Origin of the sequence: Mesorhizobium sp. WSM1293, assembly GCF_000513875.1 — a bacterium.
GTDB lineage: Bacteria > Pseudomonadota > Alphaproteobacteria > Rhizobiales > Rhizobiaceae > Mesorhizobium > Mesorhizobium ciceri.
The window spans coordinates 399226-417380 of the sequence record NZ_AZUV01000004.1 but is presented as its reverse complement, the minus strand read 5'-3'; the positions used below and the strand labels follow the sequence as shown (position 1 = coordinate 417380).

General features: G+C 63.2%; 22 protein-coding genes. 7 read left to right on the top strand and 15 right to left on the bottom strand.

The genetic code is table 11. From position 1 onward, the window contains the following. Positions 1–29: 29 nt before the first annotated feature. The 3 genes from M729_RS0107585 to M729_RS0107575 form a co-directional block, all read right to left on the bottom strand. Entirely contained in the window at positions 30–836 is an 807-nt protein-coding gene (locus tag M729_RS0107585) for a hypothetical protein (RefSeq protein WP_024502202.1), read from the bottom strand. Positions 837–927: 91 nt separating this feature from the next. Beyond that, a complete protein-coding gene (locus tag M729_RS0107580; RefSeq protein WP_027161230.1) occupies positions 928–1860 on the bottom strand; it encodes a CHAD domain-containing protein in 933 nt (310 codons plus the stop codon). Further along, the gene (locus tag M729_RS0107575; protein WP_013528659.1) at positions 1857–2330 is read right to left on the bottom strand and encodes a CYTH domain-containing protein; all 474 of its coding nucleotides are present in this window, start codon (positions 2328–2330) and stop codon (positions 1857–1859) included. Before M729_RS0107575 ends, M729_RS0107580 begins: the two co-directional genes overlap by 4 nt. A 90-nt stretch (positions 2331–2420) precedes the next feature. Between M729_RS0107575 and M729_RS0107570 the strand changes: the two genes are divergently transcribed. Genes M729_RS0107570 through M729_RS0107555 form a run of 4 tightly spaced genes read left to right on the top strand, consistent with a single transcriptional unit; the run spans position 2421 to position 6119 of the window. Continuing rightward, positions 2421–3119 (top strand): CerR family C-terminal domain-containing protein, encoded by a 699-nt coding sequence (locus M729_RS0107570; protein WP_027161229.1) that lies wholly within the window; start codon positions 2421–2423, stop codon positions 3117–3119. After that, a complete protein-coding gene (locus M729_RS0107565) occupies positions 3116–4069 on the top strand; it encodes an HlyD family efflux transporter periplasmic adaptor subunit (protein ID WP_027161228.1) in 954 nt (317 codons plus the stop codon). Before M729_RS0107570 ends, M729_RS0107565 begins: the two co-directional genes overlap by 4 nt. After that, positions 4066–4986, top strand: coding sequence for an ABC transporter ATP-binding protein (locus M729_RS0107560; RefSeq protein WP_013528656.1), 921 nt, complete (start codon positions 4066–4068; stop codon positions 4984–4986). The genes M729_RS0107565 and M729_RS0107560 overlap by 4 nt, the downstream gene beginning before the upstream one ends. Continuing rightward, on the top strand, positions 4983–6119 hold the full coding sequence (locus M729_RS0107555; protein WP_027161227.1) for an ABC transporter permease: 1137 nt from the start codon (positions 4983–4985) through the stop codon (positions 6117–6119). The genes M729_RS0107560 and M729_RS0107555 overlap by 4 nt, the downstream gene beginning before the upstream one ends. A 620-nt stretch (positions 6120–6739) precedes the next feature. Here M729_RS0107555 and M729_RS0107545 read toward each other — a convergent pair. The 3 genes from M729_RS0107545 to M729_RS0107535 form a co-directional block, all read right to left on the bottom strand. Further along, complete coding sequence (locus M729_RS0107545) at positions 6740–7111, bottom strand: hypothetical protein (protein WP_063173458.1); 372 nt, start codon at positions 7109–7111, stop codon at positions 6740–6742. Further along, complete coding sequence (locus M729_RS0107540) at positions 7101–7382, bottom strand: hypothetical protein (protein WP_027161225.1); 282 nt, start codon at positions 7380–7382, stop codon at positions 7101–7103. The genes M729_RS0107545 and M729_RS0107540 overlap by 11 nt, the downstream gene beginning before the upstream one ends. A 139-nt stretch (positions 7383–7521) precedes the next feature. Next, complete coding sequence (locus tag M729_RS0107535) at positions 7522–8451, bottom strand: LysR family transcriptional regulator (RefSeq protein WP_027161224.1); 930 nt, start codon at positions 8449–8451, stop codon at positions 7522–7524. Positions 8452–8570: 119 nt separating this feature from the next. Between M729_RS0107535 and M729_RS0107530 the strand changes: the two genes are divergently transcribed. Continuing rightward, a complete protein-coding gene (locus tag M729_RS0107530; RefSeq protein ID WP_027161223.1) occupies positions 8571–9173 on the top strand; it encodes an NAD(P)-binding domain-containing protein in 603 nt (200 codons plus the stop codon). 43 nt (positions 9174–9216) lie between these two features. Here M729_RS0107530 and M729_RS0107525 read toward each other — a convergent pair whose 3' ends face one another. From M729_RS0107525 to M729_RS0107515, 3 genes are all read right to left on the bottom strand, one after another. After that, the gene (locus tag M729_RS0107525; RefSeq protein ID WP_027161222.1) at positions 9217–9816 is read right to left on the bottom strand and encodes a DNA-3-methyladenine glycosylase; all 600 of its coding nucleotides are present in this window, start codon (positions 9814–9816) and stop codon (positions 9217–9219) included. 91 nt (positions 9817–9907) lie between these two features. Continuing rightward, positions 9908–10891: a threonine/serine dehydratase gene (locus tag M729_RS0107520; protein ID WP_027161221.1), complete on the bottom strand. Its 984-nt coding sequence runs from the start codon at positions 10889–10891 to the stop codon at positions 9908–9910. Between the two features lie 296 nt (positions 10892–11187). Then, the gene (locus tag M729_RS0107515) at positions 11188–11511 is read right to left on the bottom strand and encodes a hypothetical protein (protein ID WP_024502197.1); all 324 of its coding nucleotides are present in this window, start codon (positions 11509–11511) and stop codon (positions 11188–11190) included. Between the two features lie 175 nt (positions 11512–11686). On the opposite strand from M729_RS0107515, the gene mbfA reads away from it, so the two are divergent. Then, positions 11687–12670 carry an iron exporter MbfA gene (gene mbfA, locus M729_RS0107510; protein ID WP_013528652.1) on the top strand — a complete coding sequence of 328 codons (984 nt, stop codon included), beginning with the start codon at positions 11687–11689 and terminating at the stop codon, positions 12668–12670. A 10-nt stretch (positions 12671–12680) separates the two neighbouring features. Here the strand turns inward: mbfA and M729_RS0107505 are convergent, their stop codons facing one another. From M729_RS0107505 to M729_RS0107495, 3 genes are all read right to left on the bottom strand, one after another. After that, positions 12681–13025, bottom strand: a complete 345-nt coding sequence (locus M729_RS0107505; RefSeq protein ID WP_013528651.1) for an antibiotic biosynthesis monooxygenase — start codon at positions 13023–13025, stop codon at positions 12681–12683. After that, positions 13022–13354 (bottom strand): NIPSNAP family protein, encoded by a 333-nt coding sequence (locus M729_RS0107500; RefSeq protein WP_013528650.1) that lies wholly within the window; start codon positions 13352–13354, stop codon positions 13022–13024. The genes M729_RS0107505 and M729_RS0107500 overlap by 4 nt, the downstream gene beginning before the upstream one ends. Positions 13355–13417: 63 nt before the next feature. Then, the gene (locus M729_RS0107495) at positions 13418–13633 is read right to left on the bottom strand and encodes a DUF1127 domain-containing protein (RefSeq protein ID WP_027161220.1); all 216 of its coding nucleotides are present in this window, start codon (positions 13631–13633) and stop codon (positions 13418–13420) included. Between the two features lie 68 nt (positions 13634–13701). Between M729_RS0107495 and M729_RS0107490 the strand changes: the two genes are divergently transcribed. Then, the gene (locus M729_RS0107490; protein WP_013528648.1) at positions 13702–14376 is read left to right on the top strand and encodes a winged helix-turn-helix domain-containing protein; all 675 of its coding nucleotides are present in this window, start codon (positions 13702–13704) and stop codon (positions 14374–14376) included. Between the two features lie 76 nt (positions 14377–14452). Here M729_RS0107490 and ligD read toward each other — a convergent pair whose 3' ends face one another. From ligD to M729_RS0107475, 3 genes are read right to left on the bottom strand one after another with little or no spacing between them, the layout of a single operon-like run. Next, positions 14453–16966 carry a DNA ligase D gene (ligD, locus tag M729_RS0107485; protein WP_027161219.1) on the bottom strand — a complete coding sequence of 838 codons (2514 nt, stop codon included), beginning with the start codon at positions 16964–16966 and terminating at the stop codon, positions 14453–14455. Between the two features lie 12 nt (positions 16967–16978). Further along, positions 16979–17848: a Ku protein gene (locus M729_RS0107480; RefSeq protein ID WP_027161218.1), complete on the bottom strand. Its 870-nt coding sequence runs from the start codon at positions 17846–17848 to the stop codon at positions 16979–16981. Positions 17849–17860: 12 nt separating this feature from the next. Next, entirely contained in the window at positions 17861–18100 is a 240-nt protein-coding gene (locus M729_RS0107475) for a hypothetical protein (protein ID WP_024502193.1), read from the bottom strand. Between the last annotated feature and the right edge of the window lie 55 nt (positions 18101–18155).

The window sequence follows — 18155 nt, the reverse complement described above, 5'->3', positions numbered from 1 at the left end:
GTGCAGCGGCTGGACTCATTTGATCGCGTTTATTCGGCGGCCTTGGCCCCGGAATCGGCAAGCTTGTCGTCCCAGGTCACCGCCCGGTAGTCGAAACCATATTCCAGCGTCGGCTTGACGATGCGGAAATAGGGCGACAGGTCGAAATCGCGCGGCGTGTAGAGCGAATGGTGGCGGATGTGCAGGATTTCCTTGCGCGAATAGTTCGACTGCGCCGAGGCGCGGCCGGGCGCACGGGTGATCTCGGGCAGGATCGGATAGCGGATCTGGCCATAGGCCTCGGCAATCAGCGTCGAGCAGATCGCCCGTGTCGGATCGCCGGAACCGAAAGCCAGCATGCGGCGGCGCCAGCGCACCGGCACCGGCGGTGTCGGGAAGAAAAAACGCAGCATGTCGAAAATGTTCTTGAGGTCGTATTTCAGGCCGAGCTTGCCGATCATGAAGGCGACGACCTTGTCGCGATCCTCCGGCGCCAGCCCACTCGCCCGGCAGATGCGGGTGTTGTAGGTGCGGTAGCGCGACAATGGAACGGCGACGCAGCCTTCGCCGATCGTGACCTCGATCAGGCGCGGCCGCTCCGAGCCGTCCGCCGGCGCGGGCAAGGCATCGCCGATATAGAAGGCCGCATGCGACCAGGTCGACTGGGTCAGGTACTTGATCGCCGCCGAGATCTTCTGGTTGCCCTCGATCAGCAGGATGTCGCCGGGCTCAAGCGTGCGACGCAGCGTTTCGGCATCGGAGGGGGTGTAGGGCTCGTAGCCGGACGATTCTTCCTGCAGCCGGCCGGCAAGCCAGCGGCCAAGTCGATCCAGAAGCGTGTCGCCGGGCTCGGTCATACTCCATGGCGATTAGCATGGGCGGGTAATAAGGGCTAGCGCACGCCTTTCTTTCCCCCGTCCGGACCGAGAGGAAGAGCGCCAAGTCATCCTACGATGCCGCGGCCTCTTCCGGCGGCGCAGCCAGATCGTCGCGCGCCTTGCGGGCCAGTTTGCGTGTCGAGCGTTTGGGACTGTCGCCGAACAGCTCGGCCGCCTCGGCAAGGCAGCTCTTCTTCAGCTGCTTTTCCGACCGCTTCAAAAGCTTGGCCAGAAGTTTCGTGTCCTCGGGCGGCCCGAGCAGCTGGTCGTCGGCCTCGAGCAGGGCGCGCATCACCAGCACATCGTGCAGGTCGCCCAGCCGCTCGCCCAGTTCGTCGACCGCGTTGCGCCTTGCTTTGATCGGTGTCGGCCACAGCCTGCCGAGCAGCGACAGATGCATGCCGTGGGTCTTGGCCGCCTTGCGCAGATCGTGGAAATCATCGGCCGCTCCCCGCGATCCGGCCTTGTCGAGCGCCTTCCTGGCGCGGCGCAGCGTGACGCGGGCGCCTTCGGCAAGCACGTCGGCCGCCTGTTCCGGCTGGTCGGGCAAGGCCAGCGTGCCGATGCGGTGCAGGCCCTCCTCGCAGGCGGCGGTCGCAGCACCGATCGCCGCTTCGAGCCCTGTACCTTCATGCAATTCATGCTGGCGCGCGATCAGCCTGTCGCGAACCGCGCCCAGCCCATCGTCGGCGCTCTCCTTGGGAAAGCTTGCCGCCAGGCGGTCGATGGTCTCGATCAGCGCTGTCGCCTCGCGCGGGCCGGCAAGCAGGGCCGCCACGTTGCGGTAGCACTGGTTTTCTGTCTCACAGAATGTTTCGTCACCGGAACGAACAAGCCGCAGCAAGGCGCGAGCGCTCTTCAGCCGCTTGCGGCATTTGTGCAGCGCCTGTTCCGGCCGGCTCCGTGCGGCGTCAAGATGATGCAGCGCCTTGCCGATCTCCTCGGCAAGGATTCTCCTGACCTCGCCGGTCAGCGGCAGGCGCGGATCGATGCGAAAGCTCATGCGGCGATCTCCGGAATCCCACCAAGGGCGAGCGACGCGTTGTAGAATTTCTGCTCGCCGGTGACTTCACGGCCGAGCCAGTCGGGCAGCATTTCGTCCGGCACGTCCTCCGGCGTCTCAAGTTCGGCGACCACAAGTCCCGCAAGCGGTCCGCCAAAGACATCGACTTCGTAGAGATAGCCACGGTGCCTAACATGGTGACGTGTCTTCTCGATGACACGTCCGATGGCGAAGTCCAGCATCTCCACCGCCTCCGACAGCGGGATCGGGTATTCGAATTCGTCGCGCTCGCGCGCTTTGCTGCCGAATTTGAGCGTCAGCTTGGCGGAAGTGCCGTCGCTGATGCGGATGCGCACTGTGCGCCCGGGGCCGGCAGCGAGATAGAACTGGAGAATGCGGATATTGGCCTCGGCCAACTCCCGCCATGCGGTGCTGGTGACCAGGAATTTTCGTTCGACTTCCTTGCCCATGGCCGCGCACTAAAGCGTTTGCCGCCGTCGATGGCAAGACAATGACGAACAGAAGTTGACTTTAATCAATCGATTGATTAAAGTGCGCTCATGATCAAACTACCTGAGCCCAAAGTTCTTCGTCGCGAGCCCGCCGAGATGACGCGCGCGGCGCTTGTCCAGGCGGCACTGAAGCTGTTCGGACGGCAGGGCTTCGATGGCACCTCGACGCGCGAGATCGCCGCCGAGGCGCAAGCCAATATCGGCTCGATCGCCTATCATTTCGGAGGCAAGGAGGGTCTTCGCACGGCCGCCGCCGACTTTATCGTCGAGACCATCCAGACGGTCGCCGGCCCGGCGCTCGGCAATGCGCAGGCGCCCGCGCCGGTCGGTCCGGAGGCAGCGCAGGCGCAGCTCTTCGCGGCGCTGGAGCGAATGGTCGGCTTTGTCGTGGCCAGTCCGCAGGCCGGTGAGATCGTGCAGTTCATCCTGCGCGAACTTTCCCATCCAACGGCAGCCCTCGATCGTATCTATGACGGTGTCTTCGAGCCGAGCCATCGCCGGCTGTGCCAGCTGTGGGAACAGGCAACTGGCGAGCCCGCCGAAAGCGAGGCCACAAGGCTCACCGTGTTCACGCTCATCGGCCAGGTCATCTATTTCCGCATCGGCCGTGAGGCGGTGATGCGCCGCATGGGCTGGCCCGATATCGGCGCCGCGGAGGCCGCCAAGGTGGTGGCGGTCACATCGGGCAATCTCAAGGCCATATTGGCCGCCAGAAAAGGGGCAAAGACAAAGGGGCAAAGACCATGAGCTTTCTGTGTTCGCTGCCGCTCGCCGCGCAGCTCTTCTCGGCCTGTGCCCCGGCAGCACCGCTGGCCGTCGGCTATGTCGAAGGCGACTACGTGCTGCTGGCGCCGATCGAGGTGGCGCAGGTCGAGACCGTCACGGTCAAGCGCGGCGACCGTGTGGTGCCCGGCACGACCGTGGTGACGCTGGAAAGTGCCGACGCAAAAATCGCTGTCGCGCAGGCGCAGGCCGGCCTTGCCCAGGCGCAGGCGCAATTGGCCGACCTGCAGATCGGCAAGCGGCCGGAAGAGATCGCCGTGCTGAAGGCCGAGGTCGATATGGCCAGCGCCCAGGCCGCCGACGCCAAGCGCAAATACGACCGCGCCGCCGATCTGTTCAAGCGCGGCGCCGGCACGCAAGCGGATTTCGACACCGCGTCGGCCACGCTCGAAACGGCCAATGCGCAGGTCGGCCAGGCCAAATCCAATCTCGCCGTCGGCGGCCTGCCGGCGCGCCCCGAGACGATCAAGGCCGCCGACAATCAGGTCAAGCAGGCGCAGGCCGCGTTGGAGCAGGCGCAGTGGCGGCTGTCGAAGCGCGTCCTCGCAGCCCCTTCGCCGGGCCGCGTCAACGACGTCATCCGCAATCCGGGCGATACATCAGGTCCGACCGCGCCTGTGATTTCGATCCTGCCCGACGGCGCGGTGAAGCTCAGCGTCTATATCCCGGAGAGCGCCTTCTCCTCGGTCAAGGTCGGCACCTTGCTCGGCGTCCATTGCGACGGCTGCGGCCCGGATGTGAAGGCGCGCGTCAGCTACGTCTCGCCAGATCCCGAGTTCACCCCGCCGGTGATCTATTCGCTTGAGAACCGGCAGAAGCTGGTCTACCTGGTCGAGGCGCGGCCGGAGGGCGATGCCGGCCCGCTGCAGCCCGGCCAGATCGTCGATGTCGATCTGGCGGACAGCGCAAGATGAACGCCATCGACGTCCACGGCCTGGTCAAGCGCTTTGGCGACAAGACCGTCGTCGACCATGTGACGATGTCGGTTGCCGAGGGCGAGATCGTCGGCTTTCTCGGCCCCAACGGATCGGGCAAGACGACCACCATCCGCATCATGTGCGGCCTGCTGACCCCGGACGAGGGCGAAGGCACGGTGCTCGGCTTCAACATCCGCACCGACAGCCTGCGCATCAAGCGCGAAGTCGGCTACATGACGCAGAAATTCTCGTTCTACGAGGATCTGACGATCGGCGAGAATCTCGAATTCGTGGCGCGGCTCTACCGGCTGAAGCCGGTCGAGGAGCATGTCGCGAGCACGTTGGAGGACCTCGGCCTGACGTCGCGCCGCAACCAGCTGGCTGGCACCTTGTCGGGCGGCTGGAAGCAGCGGCTGGCGCTGGCCGCCTGCATCATGCACAAGCCGAAATTGCTGCTGCTCGACGAGCCTACGGCCGGTGTCGACCCGAAGGCGAGGCGCGAGTTCTGGGACGAGATCCATCGCCTCGCCAGCGGCGGGCTGACCGTGCTGGTCTCCACCCACTATATGGACGAAGCCGAGCGCTGCCACCGCATCAGCTACATCTCCTATGGCAAGATGCTGGCCACCGGCACTGTCGCCGAAGTGGTGAAAAATGCCGGGCTGACCACCTTCGTCCTGCAGGGTCCGCGCCTCGATCAGGTCGCCGAAGCGCTTCAGGGCCGCCCCGGCGTCGATCAGGTGGCGCCGTTCGGCGCGACGCTGCATGTCGTCGGCTCCGACAAGAAGAAGCTCGAAGCCGCGCTTGCCGATGTCGAGAGAGAGCACAAGGGCGTGAAAGTTTCGCCCGGCGAAACCAGCCTCGAGGACGTCTTCATCCAGTTCATGTCCGGCTCGAAGGACAACATGGCATGAACAGCGTCTTTTCCTTCGCCCGGCTTGGCGCCTTGCTGATCAAGGAATTCATCCAGATGCGGCGCGACCGCATCACCTTCGCCATGATGCTCGGCGTGCCGCTGATACAATTGGTGCTTTTCGGCTACGCCATCAACAACGACCCGAAAAGCCTGCCGGCAGCACTCGTGGCGACGAGCAACGATCCCTATACGCGCGCCATTGTCGCGGCGCTGCAGACCACCGGTTACTATCGTTTCGACCATGTCGCGCAAAGTGCCGCCGAGGCCGAGTTCCTGATATCGCGCGGCGACGTTGCCTTCGTCGTCACCATCCCGGCCGATTTCGCCAGGAGGGTGGAGAGCGGCAACAGCCCGCAGATACTCATCGAGGCCGACGCCACCGACCCGGCGGTGGCCAGCGGCGCCATCTCGACGCTCGGCACAGTCGCCAGCCAGGCGCTGCTGAGGGCGCAAGGCACGCAGGAAGCCGCCGCCGAGGCCGCCAAGGGTCAGCTCGATGTCGTCGTACACCGGCGCTACAATACCGAAGGCATCTCGCAATACAACATCGTGCCCGGCCTGCTGGGCGTCATCCTGCAGATGACCATGGTGATGATGACCTCGATCGCGCTGACACGCGAGACCGAGCGCGGAACGATGGAGAACCTGCTGGCGATGCCGTCCAGCCCGCTCGAGATCATGATGGGCAAGGTGCTGCCCTATCTGGCGGTCGGCGGCGTGCAGGTGGTGGTGGTGCTGGCGGCGGCGAAACTTCTGTTCGCCATCCCCTTCACCGGATCGATGTCGCTGCTCCTGACCGCCGTGCTGATCTTCGTGCTGGCGCTGGTGCTGCTCGGCTACACGATTTCGACCATCGCCCGCACGCAGATGCAGGCGCTCCAACTCACCTTCTTCTTCTTCCTGCCGTCGATCATGCTGTCCGGCTTCATGTTCCCGTATCGCGGCATGCCGGACTGGGCACAAATCTTCGGCGAGATCTTCCCGCTGACGCATTTCCTGCGCATCACCCGCGCGGTGATGCTGAAGGGCGCCGAACTGCCGGCGGTGGCCGGCGAGATCGGTTGGCTGGTGGTGTTCGTGGCTTTGTTTGCCGGCGTAGCATTGGTGCGATTCCGGCGGACGCTGGATTAGACGCCGCGCTCGTGGAGGGCGATTATATATGTGAACTGGCGCGCAAGATTGAGACCACCGATTCCGAAGAGCCCTTGAACGCAGCAACTAAGAAGGCGGTCAAGGCGCCTCCCGTGCCTGAAAAGAGGTCCAAGCCCATCAAAATAATTGCACCGGAACGGTGACGAAACGATTGCAAAAGCGGTCGAATACGGCCAAGATTCGCTTGTTAAAAAAAGACCCCGCCGAAGCGGGGCTTGGAGTTGAAGTCTCTTACTAATTACACCGTCGGGTAGGACCGACAATGCTCTCGGACGAATTCCAATCGTCCGAACCGTACACGCCAGTAAAATACGACGTGTACAGCCTTCGGCCATGAACATGCTACCATGTTCTTGTCCTCCGCCGGGATAACCCCCGGTTGACCAGGTACGCAGGATCGCGCCCCGCCTGTTATCAGGGCGGGTCCTGTGGCCGGTCTGGAGTAGGCCAAACCAAACATTAGGTGATTCGTAGGTGCCCGACGACCCTAAGGCGTCGCCGTACCCGGTTTTCACAGGCAAACACGGCACAAACGGAGCTAAGGAAACACATGCGCGTGCTTTAGCGGGCCAATCCCCCTACGGCTGGCTGGGTAGCGCCTAGGACTTCGATTCCTTTTTTATGATGTCGAGCATTCCGTGCCGCCAATAAAGCAGCGCTCCGGAGGCTATCCAAAGAGCGATACCGATATAGAGGCAAATGGGCTGCACTACGCCGACCATAGCTTGGGCTGCCGCTGGGATTTGCGCCGCCATCTCCGTGTCTTTGTAGACATCGAGACCAAAGGCGAAAAACGCCGATCCAATCCCAAACGTTCCGGAGATAGCCAGGTTCGCAAGCCCTAGCTGCTTCAGTTCGCTATCGGTGACGGTGTAGCACCTCATTTCGCGAGACCCCATGACAAGCCGGATCGGCTCTGCGGGTCTTTCTGTGTAAGTTGTCGTCTGAGTAATTTGCACCTCATTTTCCATCGGACGGGTCCTTTGGTATGACACCGGACGCGATGGCACTGAAGGTGAGCATGTGACTGCAATTGTTGCAGACGACCATGAATTGCGGATAATTCGGACCGCCCATGATGATGCTCCCGCCATAGTGAATGTGAGGGGTCAAAATATGCTTGACAATGGCAAACGAAGAATGCTTGCATGCCGGGCACACCATGTTCGGAGCTTTTCTGTTTAGCCAGTCTATCGCCTTCTTTTGCTCTTCTGGCGACATCTTTCCTTCGGTATCCGGCATATGCTTCCTTACACAATGAAATCTGTGCGCGACTCACATCACCGGCCTCCTGTCTAGCCTAGGGTCTGTCAACTATCTAATCCCCTCGTGGCGTCGTCGTCCCAAGGCGAAGCGGGTGTCCGCTGGCTTCCCTCGAGCCTCACCCGAGGCTGCCGGCGAAGCGCTCGGCAAAGTGTTCGCGTCGGAAAGCGTCGACGACGAAATCGATGAAGACGCGGGTTTTCCCGGGCAGCAGCCTGCGGCTGGCGAAGTAGATCGAGAGCGCGCCGGCATCGGCATACCAGCGGGGCAGCACCCGGACGAGGTTACCATTTTCAAGATGCTGCAGTGCGTCCGGCACCGCGATCATGGTGACACCAAGCCCCAGCAGGGCGGCTTGCCGCATGGCGGCCGGATCGTTGACGACAATGGTCTCGCGCGGTGAGCCCGCCATCTCATTGCCTGCGGCATCCCGCATCGTCCAGTGACGGATGCGGCCGGTACTGAGCGAGCGCATGAGAATGCCATCGAAGGCGGCAAGGCCGGAAGGATCGGTCGGAGGCGTCTGCGCTGCCATATAGGCGGGCGAGGCGACGGCGATGACGTGGACCGGCGCCAGCGACCGCGATACGACGCCCGGCGAGAGGTCGAAGCCACCGCCGATTGCCGCATCATAGCCCTCGGCCACGAGGTCCACCGGTCGGTTCTCGAAATGCCATTCCGGGCGGATGAGCGGATAGCGCATGAGAAATGCCGGCAGCAGAGGCAGGCAATAGGCGATGCCAAACGTCGGCGACAGGCTGAGCTTGAGCACGCCGGCTGGTTCGCTGCCGCCACTGGACGTTGCCGCAATGGCGTCCTGCAGCGCTTCGAGATTGCCGCCAATGTCGTGCAGAAAACGCTCGCCGGCTTCGGTCAGCGCGAGTTTGCGCGTCGAGCGATGGAACAGGCGCAGGCCGAGATTGCGCTCCAGCATGGCAACGTTGCGGCTGACGGCGGCAGGTGTCAGCCCGAGCAGCCGCGCGGCGGCGGAAAAGCCGCCGGCTTCCGCACTGCGAACGAAGGATTCGAGGTTGGCGAGCGTCTCCATCGTTCTCCGTAACGAACAATCTTCAACTGATGTTTGAGAATAAGACAAGCAAATACCGGCTAATCCTAGGCCAATAAAAGGGCGATATCCACTCCACACGAACCAACGGAGTGAAGATCATGAACAGCATCGGCATCATCGGCGCCGGCAATATCGGCCAGGCATTCGCCCGAACGCTGGCCAGGAACGGCATCGAGGCCACCATCGCCAACAGCCGCGGCCCGGAGACACTGGCGGAACTCGTTACGTCAATCGGCCCCTCGATCAAGGCCGGCACGCTGCAAGAGGCGGCGGCCAAGGACATTGTGCTTGTCGCGGTCAACTGGTCGAAGCTTCCGGGAGCACTTGCCGGCCTGCCCGACTGGAACGGGCGCATCGTCATCGACGCCAACAACTCGATCGAGGCGCCGCTGTTCAGGCCGGTCGATCTCGGCGGCCGTTTCTCAAGTGAGGTGTTTACCGATCTCGTGCCTGGCGCCAGGGTGGTGAAGGCGTTCAACCATTTGCTGGCACAGCTGTTGGCCGACGACCCGGCGGCGGAAGGCGGCAAGCGCGTGCTGTTCTATTCGGGTGACGACGCGCAGGCCAAGGCTGAAATCGGCGCGCTGATCGGCAGGCTTGGCTTCCATGGCATAGATCTCGGACCCCTGGCGCTCGGCGCTCGCCTCGTCCAATTTCCGGGCGGTCCGTTGCCGGTCCTCAATCTCGTTCGCTTCGAATAATGCACCCAGGCTGGCGTCCTCTTGCTGGCGACCAGCCCGTCGTCTAGCCGTTCAGCGAAGCTGGGCCGCTGACGAACGGGCTCTTTCTGACATGGAATCGCAGCGGGCGGTCCGCATCTTTCGAAATACCGATCCTGACGCTTTCCCCTATTTCGTCGGGTTCATGATCATCGCGTGCCAGCCATAGCGGGCCTTTGCGGCAGAGATCGAGCCCGTCGAGCGAACGATCGATCCGCAACGCCTGGGCCAGCCTTCCCGGTCCTCGCGCAAGGTCGCGCAAGCGCTCGATGCCGCGATTGAGCCGCATGAGCGCAATGCCTTCGAGCGGTTCGAGCGCCCTGATGAGCACGCCGGTTCCGACCCCTGCCATCTCGCTCGAGACGTTGAGCATGTAGGAGATGCCGTAGGCGAGATAGACATAGGCGTGCCCAGCGTCGAGAAACAGCGAACGGTTGCGCGGGGTCATCCCCCGATAGCCGTGCCCGGCGGCGTCACCGGTCACATAGGCCTCGGTCTCGACGATGCGGCCGCTGGCGATGCCTTCGGGCAGTTCGCGCACCACGATCTTGCCGATGAGAGTGCGGGCAAGGGATGCTGTATCGTCGGGCAGCTCAGAACGCGTGAGCGGGCGGTAGATGACCATGTTCAGCCCGCCGACGATTTGGAGGCGGGCGAGGAGTGATCCAAGGCGAAACCTGCCTCAGATCCATGTCGGACCCCTTGGACATCTCGTCTCAAGCCGCCGCCATGATCCCGGCATAAGTGCCGAAATCGACATTGCCGCCGGACAGCACCACGGCAACGCATTTGCCGGACAGTTCGATCTCGCCCGACGACAGCGCCGCCAACGCCACGCAGCCGCCGGGCTCGACCACCAGCTTGAGATAGGCCATGGCGTCGCGCATCGCCTGTGCCGTCGCCTTGTCGGAGACGGCGATGCCGCCTGCCAGGTTCCTGCGGTTGATCTCGAAGGTGATCAGGCCGGGCTCCGCGGTCAGGATCGCGTCGCAGATCGACGCGTGGCCGGGTTCGTTCGACACCCTGGCGCCGGCGGCCAGCGACCGGCGGGTGTCGTCGAAATGCTCGGGCTCCACCGCCCAGACCGCAGTGTTGGGCGAGGCGTCCTTGACGGCAACCGAAATGCCGCTGGTCAGGCCGCCGCCGCCGCAGGGAATGACGACCGCGTCGAGGTCGACGCCAAGCGCTTTTGCCTGGCGCATCAATTCGAGGCCGATCGTGCCTTGGCCCGCAATGATGGCCGGGTCGTCGAAGGGTGGCACCAGCACCATGCCTCTTTCCACGTAAGGGCGAACCACGCTCATGCGGTCGTCGCGAAAGCGGTCGAACGGCACCACCTCCGCCCCCATCTTGCGGACGTTAGCGATCTTCATCGCCGGCGCGTCTGAAGGCATGGCGATGACCGCCTTGACGCCGAACATCGCGGCCGAAGCGGCGACACCCTGCGCATGATTGCCCGACGAGAAGGCGACGACGCCCTGGCTGCGTTCTTCGTCGCTCAGCGACGACAGCTTGTTGTAGGCACCACGGAACTTGAACGAGCCGGTACGCTGCAGCGTCTCCGGCTTGAACAGGATGCGGCCGCCGAAGCGCTTGTTCAGCTCCTGCGATTCGATCAACGGGGTTTCGACGATCAGGCCGGCGAGACGCGCGGCGGCGGCGTGGATGTCGGCGATGCCGGGAGGGGTGGTGGCGGTCATGTGAGGTCCAGTGGACAGGGGTCTTTCCATGATGCCCGCAAAGGGAGGCGGCGCACCATGGGAAAAATGTGACCGTTACAAGGTTTAGCGAGGCGGTCGCCAACGCCTCGGCTGCACGCCCCCCTCTGGCCTGCCGGACATCTCCCCACGGGTGGGGAGATCGGCTGAGTATCCGCTTTCGCCAATTTCCAACGTTGAAGAAGGGGCACACCTAATGAAGCTGACAATCTCCCCCTCGTAGGGGAGATGTCCGGTAGGACAGAGGGGGGCGCCGTCCCGCCGCCGTCTCACGAGTTTCACCCCAACAGCGTCCTCTGCCTCTTGCTCCCGCCCAGCTTGCGCCAGTTGTTGAAGCGGTGGCTGGCGGCGGCAAAGGATATCTTCATCTGCTGGGCGACCGAATAGCGCGACTTGCCCTCGTCGAACATGCGGTAGCAGCACTCGACGCCTTCCTCGGTCAGTTTGCCGTCCGGCGCCTTGTTGTGCGGATTGGCGGGGTCGAATTTCTCGACCTGCTGCTCGACCAGGCCTTTCAGGCGCTGCAGATCGGCTTCGATGCTGGCGATGAGATCGAGAACGGGCTTTGGGTCATAGGGATGCGGAGGCTGTTTTGCCGTCATCTGCAGGTTCCTTGTTCTGGCTGGGTTGAATTATATAGGTGAACATTCACTGATAATGAAGGGGTCGGCCCGGCATGCGAGCTTCAACAATTCTTGACCGCGACCCAAGCGCGCAATTGACCGGAGGCACCTTGAGCCCTAGTTTAGAATTATTCTAAACTAGGGTGAATTCCTCATGCTTTCCCGTGTTTTCGGCTTCGGCCGCCGCCCCTTCGAATCGCTTTCCGAACAGGAGATCCTGGCGCTGGCCATTTCGTCCGAGGAGGATGACGGTCGCATCTATCGGGCCTATGCCGACGGCCTGACGGAAAACTTCCCCCAATCGGCAAAAGTGTTCGAGGAGATGGCCGAGGAAGAGGATGGCCATCGCGATTCGCTGATCGAGCTTTTCCGCAAGCGTTTCGGCGAGCGCATTCCGCTGATCCGGCGCGAACATGTGAAGGGCTATTACGAGCGCAAGCCCGACTGGCTGGTCCGGCCGCTCGGCATCGAGCACGTGCGCAGCCAGGCCGAGGCGATGGAGCGGCAAGCCTACCTTTTCTATGTCGAGGCTGCCAAGCGCACGGCGGATGCCTCGACGCGAAAACTGCTCGACGATCTGGCGGTGGCCGAACTGGGCCATGAGACACTGGCGCAGCGGCTGGAGCAGAAACATGTGCCGGGCGAAGTGAAGGACGAAGAGACCGCCGCCGAGCAGCGCCAGTTCATCCTCACCTATGTGCAGCCAGGGCTGGCCGGGCTGATGGACGGATCGGTGTCCACACTGGCGCCGATCTTTGCTGCCGCCTTTGCCACGCATGACACCTGGCAGACGCTGCTGGTCGGGCTTGCCGCCTCGATCGGCGCCGGCATTTCGATGGGCTTTACCGAAGTCGCTTCAGACGACGGCAAGCTGTCGGGCCGCGGCTCGCCGCTCAAGCGCGGTCTGACCGTCGGCATCATGACGACGCTGGGCGGTCTCGGGCATGCACTCCCCTATCTCATTCCGCATTTCTGGACGGCGACCGGGGTTGCCGCGGTGGTGGTGTTCTTCGAATTGTGGGCGATCGCTTTTGTCCAGAACCGCTACATGCAGACGCCCTTCCTGCGCGCCGCCTTCCAGGTGGTGCTGGGCGGCGCCCTGGTGTTCGCGGCCGGCGTGCTGATCGGGAATGCGTGAGTAGCCTCACTCACCCATTCACCGCCCGACTGTCGGCCGGCGCCTCGTCCCTTTCCGTCAGCCCATAGTCCCTCACGACATGGGCGATGCGCAATCGGTAGCCGGCAAAGATGCCGCCGCGACCGGCCTTCTGCGCCTGCCGGTGTTCCTCGGTGTTGCGCCAGTCCTTCACGGCTTCCTCATCTCGCCAGAACGACAGCGACAGGATGCGGTTCGGATCGGCCAGACTCTGAAAACGCTCGATGGAGAGAAAGCCGTCAATGCCGTCGAGCAGCGGACGCAGGTCCGCGGCGATGCTCAGATAGGCATCGCGCCGGCCCTCCGCCGGCTCGACCTCGAAGATGACGGCAATCACGGCAGCACCAGTTTCGCGTGCGGGCCTGAGGCCAGTTTCAGGAACATGCGATCCTCCTTCAGGATGAATCTCTCGCGTTTGGCGAACTCGTAGTTTGCCTTGCCGGCGGGATCGGCGGCAAGCCGGGCGCGATAGGCTTCGTAGGCGGCCAGGCTTTCGATGTTATAGGCCGCATAGGCGGTCGTCGCCGAGCCCTCATGCGGCGCGTAATAGCCGATCAGATCGGCGCCGCAGCGCGGAATGGCCTGGCCCCAGTTGCGCGCATACTCCTCGAAGGCCGCCTTGCCGAACGGGTCGATCTCGTAGCGGATGAAGCAGGTGATGGTCATTGTGGTCTCCTCGGCTTGCATCGATAGTTTGAGCGGCATCGAAACGTCGTGCCGACTGGTCTGCTAGGGCTGCCAGAAGGACTTCGCGCATTCGCGGCGCACGTCTTGCGGCGTCAGGCCAAGGTCGCGCAGCTGATGGTCGTCGATCTCGGCAAGGTCGAGACGCTGCAGATGGCGGTCATACCAGCGGGCCAGCAGCCGCGAACGCAACCAGCTGACGAACGGGAAGAACCGACGGCTGTGGAGCGGGGCTGAGGGGAAAGCGGTTCGTGCGGCCATCGTCGTCTCCTTGATCTCACCGGAGAATAGTGATTATCTGACAAGAACGCTTCGATGAGGAACGAACTATGCGCGAAGGACCCGATATCGCCCGCATCGCCAGCCTGGTCGGCGACCCGGCACGGGCAAACATGCTAAATGCCCTGATGGGCGGCACGGCGCTGACGGCAAGCGAGCTGGCGCTCGAGGCCGGCGTCTCGCTGCCGACCGCCAGCTCGCACCTGGGCAAACTGATGGAAGGTGGGCTGCTCACGGTGGCGAGCCAGGGCCGGCATCGCTATTACGGCCTCGCCGGACCGCAGGTGGCGGGCATGATCGAAGCCATCACAGGCGTCGCGGAAGCCGTCGGTCCAAAGCGTGTGCGGCCGGGTCCGCGCGATGCAGCGATGCGCGTGGCGCGCGTCTGCTACGATCACCTCGCCGGCGAGCAGGCAGTGGCGATGCTCGACCGGCTCGTCGCCAAGAACGTACTGGTCCGCGACGAACAAGAGATCAGGCTCGGGCCATCGGCGGCTTCGCATTTCGCCGCGATCGGCATCGACGTCTACACCAAGCCGCGCCGGCCGGTATGCCGCGCCTGCCTCGACTGGAGCGTGCGCCGTTCGCACCTCGCCGGCACGCTGGGCGCCGCCATCCTCGACAAGATTCTTGCCGAGAAATGGGCGCGCCGCGAGAAGGACAGCCGCGCGGTGATTTTCTCGCTGCCGGGCAAGCAGGCTTTCGAGAAGGTGTTTCTGAGCTGAGGAGCCGACGCTGATTTCGTCACGCTGGCAGGCCAGAGGGCGCGCGAAGGATCGCTGCGCTGGCAAATAGCGCGAACTACCCCCGCTTCAACGCCTTCCCCTGCTTGAAAAATTCCCTCCACGGATCGGCTTTCGCCAGCTGCTTCAGCGTCGTCTTGTCGCCGATCGGGAAAGCGTTCGGCGGCAAGCCGGCCTCGATCTCTGGCCAGGTCACCGGCATCGACACGGTGGCGCCCTTCTTGGCGCGCGAGGAATAGGGCGCGACCGTCGTCGAGCCCCTGCCGTTGCGCAGATAGTCGACGAAGATCTTTCCCGTGCGCGCTTTTTTCGACAGCGTCGCCGTGTAGCGATCGGGGGCACCCTGCTCTAACGCGCGGGCAAAGTCATGGGCGAAGCCCTTCACCGCATCCCAATCCGCCGCCGGTTTCAGCGGCACCAGCACGTGATAGCCCTTGCCGCCCGAGGTCTTGACGAAATTCGGCAGCGACAGCTCGTCGAGCTTGCCTCTGATATCGAGCGCCGCCTCGCGCACCGCCTTCACGTCGACGCCTTCATCCGGGTCGAGATCGAAGATGATCTGGTCGGGCTTTTCGATCTCATCGATCGTGCACCCCCAGATGTGGATCTCGACCACGCCATACTGGACCAGTGCGGCAACACCATCGAAATCCCGGATGAACAGGATCTCCTCGCCGTCGGTCGGGTCCTTCATGCGCGCGATCTTGTCGCTCATGCCAGCCGAGGCATGTTTTTGGAAGAAACGCTGGCCGCCGACACCGTCCGGCGCCCGCACCAGGCTGAGCGGCCGGTTGACCACGAACTGTTCCATGCGCGGCCAAACCTGTGCGTAATGGTCGAGCAGGCCCTGCTTGGATATGTTTTCGTCCGGCCACAGCAGCTTGTCGGGATGCGAGAGTTTGACCGTGGTCGTCATCGACCCGGCGGCTTTGCCGCCTGATGCCGGCTTGGCCGTGCTCTTGCCTGTCGATGGCTTGCCTGTCGCCGCTTTGGGCTTTTCCTGCACGACTTCCTCCGCCGGCTTGTCCTCGCGCAACCCCTGGAACGAGGCGTGGCGTATTATACGGTCCGAGGTCCAGCTGCGAAACTCCACTTCGCCGACAAGTTCAGGCTTGACCCAGACCAGGCCCTTGCCCTTCGGCACGGCGGTGGCGAAGGGCGATGATTTTGCCGTCAACGCATCGAGTTTCGCCTTCAGCTCATTGGCGCCCTTGCCCGAAAAACCAGTGCCGACGCGGCCGGCATAATGCAGCTTGCCGCCCTCGTGGAAGCCGACCAGGATCGAGCGCAGTCCGCGCCCGGTCTTGTCCGACGGCAGGTAGCCGCCGATGACGAATTCCTGCCGCGCCGTGCATTTCGACTTCACCCAAGTCGGGCCGCGGCCGCTGCGGTAGGGTGCATCGGCACGCTTGGAGACGACGCCTTCCAGGCCCATGCGGCAGGCATGCTCCAGCATGATCTTGCCGGGTTCGGCGAAATGGTCGCTGAAGCGGACCGCCGCATTGTCGGACTGTTCGCCGAGCAGTTCCTGCAAGGCCTGCTTACGCTCGACCAGCGGCTCGCGCCGAAGATCCTGCCCATCGAGCCGCATCAGGTCGAACACGTAATAGATGAAGCGATTGGTCCGCTTCGCCGACAGGTCCTGCTGCAGCAGCGCGAAAGACGAGACGCCGCTGTCGGCCAGCACCACCACCTCGCCATCGATGATGGCGTCGCTGCACTTCAGCCCGGCCAGCTCCGCGACGATCTCGCCGCCGAATTTCTTCGTCCAGTCGAGGCCGGTGCGGGTCAGCAGCCGCACATCGGTGCCGGCGATCTGCGCCTGCATGCGATAGCCGTCGAACTTCACTTCGTGCAGCCAGTCCTTGCCCGGCGGCGCATCGCGCTCGAGCGTGGCCAGCTGCGGCTCGATAAAGTCGAGGCGTTTGCCGGCTTTTGTCTTGACGGCGGCCGGCTTGTTGGAATGCCAGACTTTCGGCTTCTCGCCCTTCGCGGTCTTGCCCTCGCCGACCTCCTCGATCGTCAGGCCGGACTTCACCGATTCAGGCGCTTCCTTGAGGATGTCCTCGCCGGGACGCGCTGCGGCATCGTCCGACTTGATCAGCAGCCAGTTGTCGCGCTTTTCACCCGCTCGCGGCTTCAGCCGCACCAGATGCCATGCCCCATGCAGCTTGTGTCCCCTGAGCTCGAAGCTGATATGGCCCTTTTTCATCGCCTTGGCCGGGTCGATCTCGGGAATCCAGGTGCCCTCGTCCCAAACGATAACCGAACCGCCGCCATATTCGCCCTTGGGAATGGTGCCTTCGAACGGCGCATAGTCGATCGGGTGATCCTCGACATGGACAGCCAGTCGCTTCTCATGCGGGTCGAGGCTCGGGCCGCGCGTCACCGCCCAACTCCACAGCACGCCGTCATGCTCGAGCCGCAAGTCGTAATGCAACCGCGTCGCGGCATGCTTGTGGATGACGAAGATGCCGCCGGCCTCGCCCTGCTTGGTCCGGGCGACCTTGCCGGCCGGTTCGGCGGTTTTCTTGAAATCGCGCTTGGAGTGATATTGTTCGAGGCTGGCCATCCGTTGGGTTCCTCACGCCGATTTGCGTTTGGGCGCGCTGGCTTTCGACTTGGCGCGTTTGGCCGCTGGCCTGGCCTTCGCCGACGAAGATGTTTTCGATGACCCGGAGTCCGACAGGCTCTTCTTCAGCGCGTCGAACAGACTGACGACGTTGGAAGGTTTGGGCGCCGCCTTGGCCTTCGGCGCCTTGTGGCCGGCCTTCTTGGCGCGGATCAGCTCCAGCAGCGCGTCCTCGTATTTGTCGTCGAATTTCGAGGGATCGAACTTCGTCTTCTTCTTGTCGATGATCAACTCGGCCAGATCGGTCATCTCCTGATCGGTCTTCACGGGCTCGATGTCGCCGAAGACGGTGTCCGGTTGCCGCACCGTGTTGTCGTAGCGCAGCGTCGTCAGCACCATGCCCTTGCCGAGCGGTTCGATCACCACCGGCCGTTCGCGTCGGTAGAGCACGATACGCGCCAGCCCGGCCATCTTCTTGCCCGCCATCGCATCGCGGATGACGGCGAACGCCTCTTCCGACACCTTGTCGGCGGGCGCCACATAGTAGGGCGTGTCGAGATAGATCTGCTGGATCGAAGCTTTGTCGACGAAACCGTCGAGCGCCATCGTGTGCGAGGATTCGATCTGCACTGCCTCGATCTCGTCTTCCTCGATATGGATGAAATTGCCATCGTCGAGTTCATAACCCTTGATCTCGTCATCCTCCTCCAACGGCTTGCCGGTTTCGGCATCGACATAGAGGCGCTTCACCGTGTTGCCGGTCTTGCGGTTGAGAATGCGAAACGAGACCCGCTCCGTATGGGTGACGACATTGGTCAGTTCGACGGCACAGGTGACCAGCGAAAGCTTCAGATAGCCTCTCCAGGCCGGACGCGGCGCCATGATATCTTCCCTTCAGAACCAGATGAAGGTGAGAACGGACAGATCGCGCTCCAGTTCCGCGCTCCCGCGCCGATCTGGATGCCAAGGGGCCGCCTGGTTGGTTCTGGCCGCCAGCACGGAAATTTCGCGGGCTCGGCAAAAGTTGAAACAGAACCGCGCGCAGGCGACATTCAAACGAAACATATGTGATGCAAAAGTCACATTGGCCGGAATGCCAACCAACTGCACGGAAAGACCCCGAATCAGCCGCATTCCAGCCACGAAGCAAGGCATTTTCGACCAGATATTAACATCACGTTCACCGACT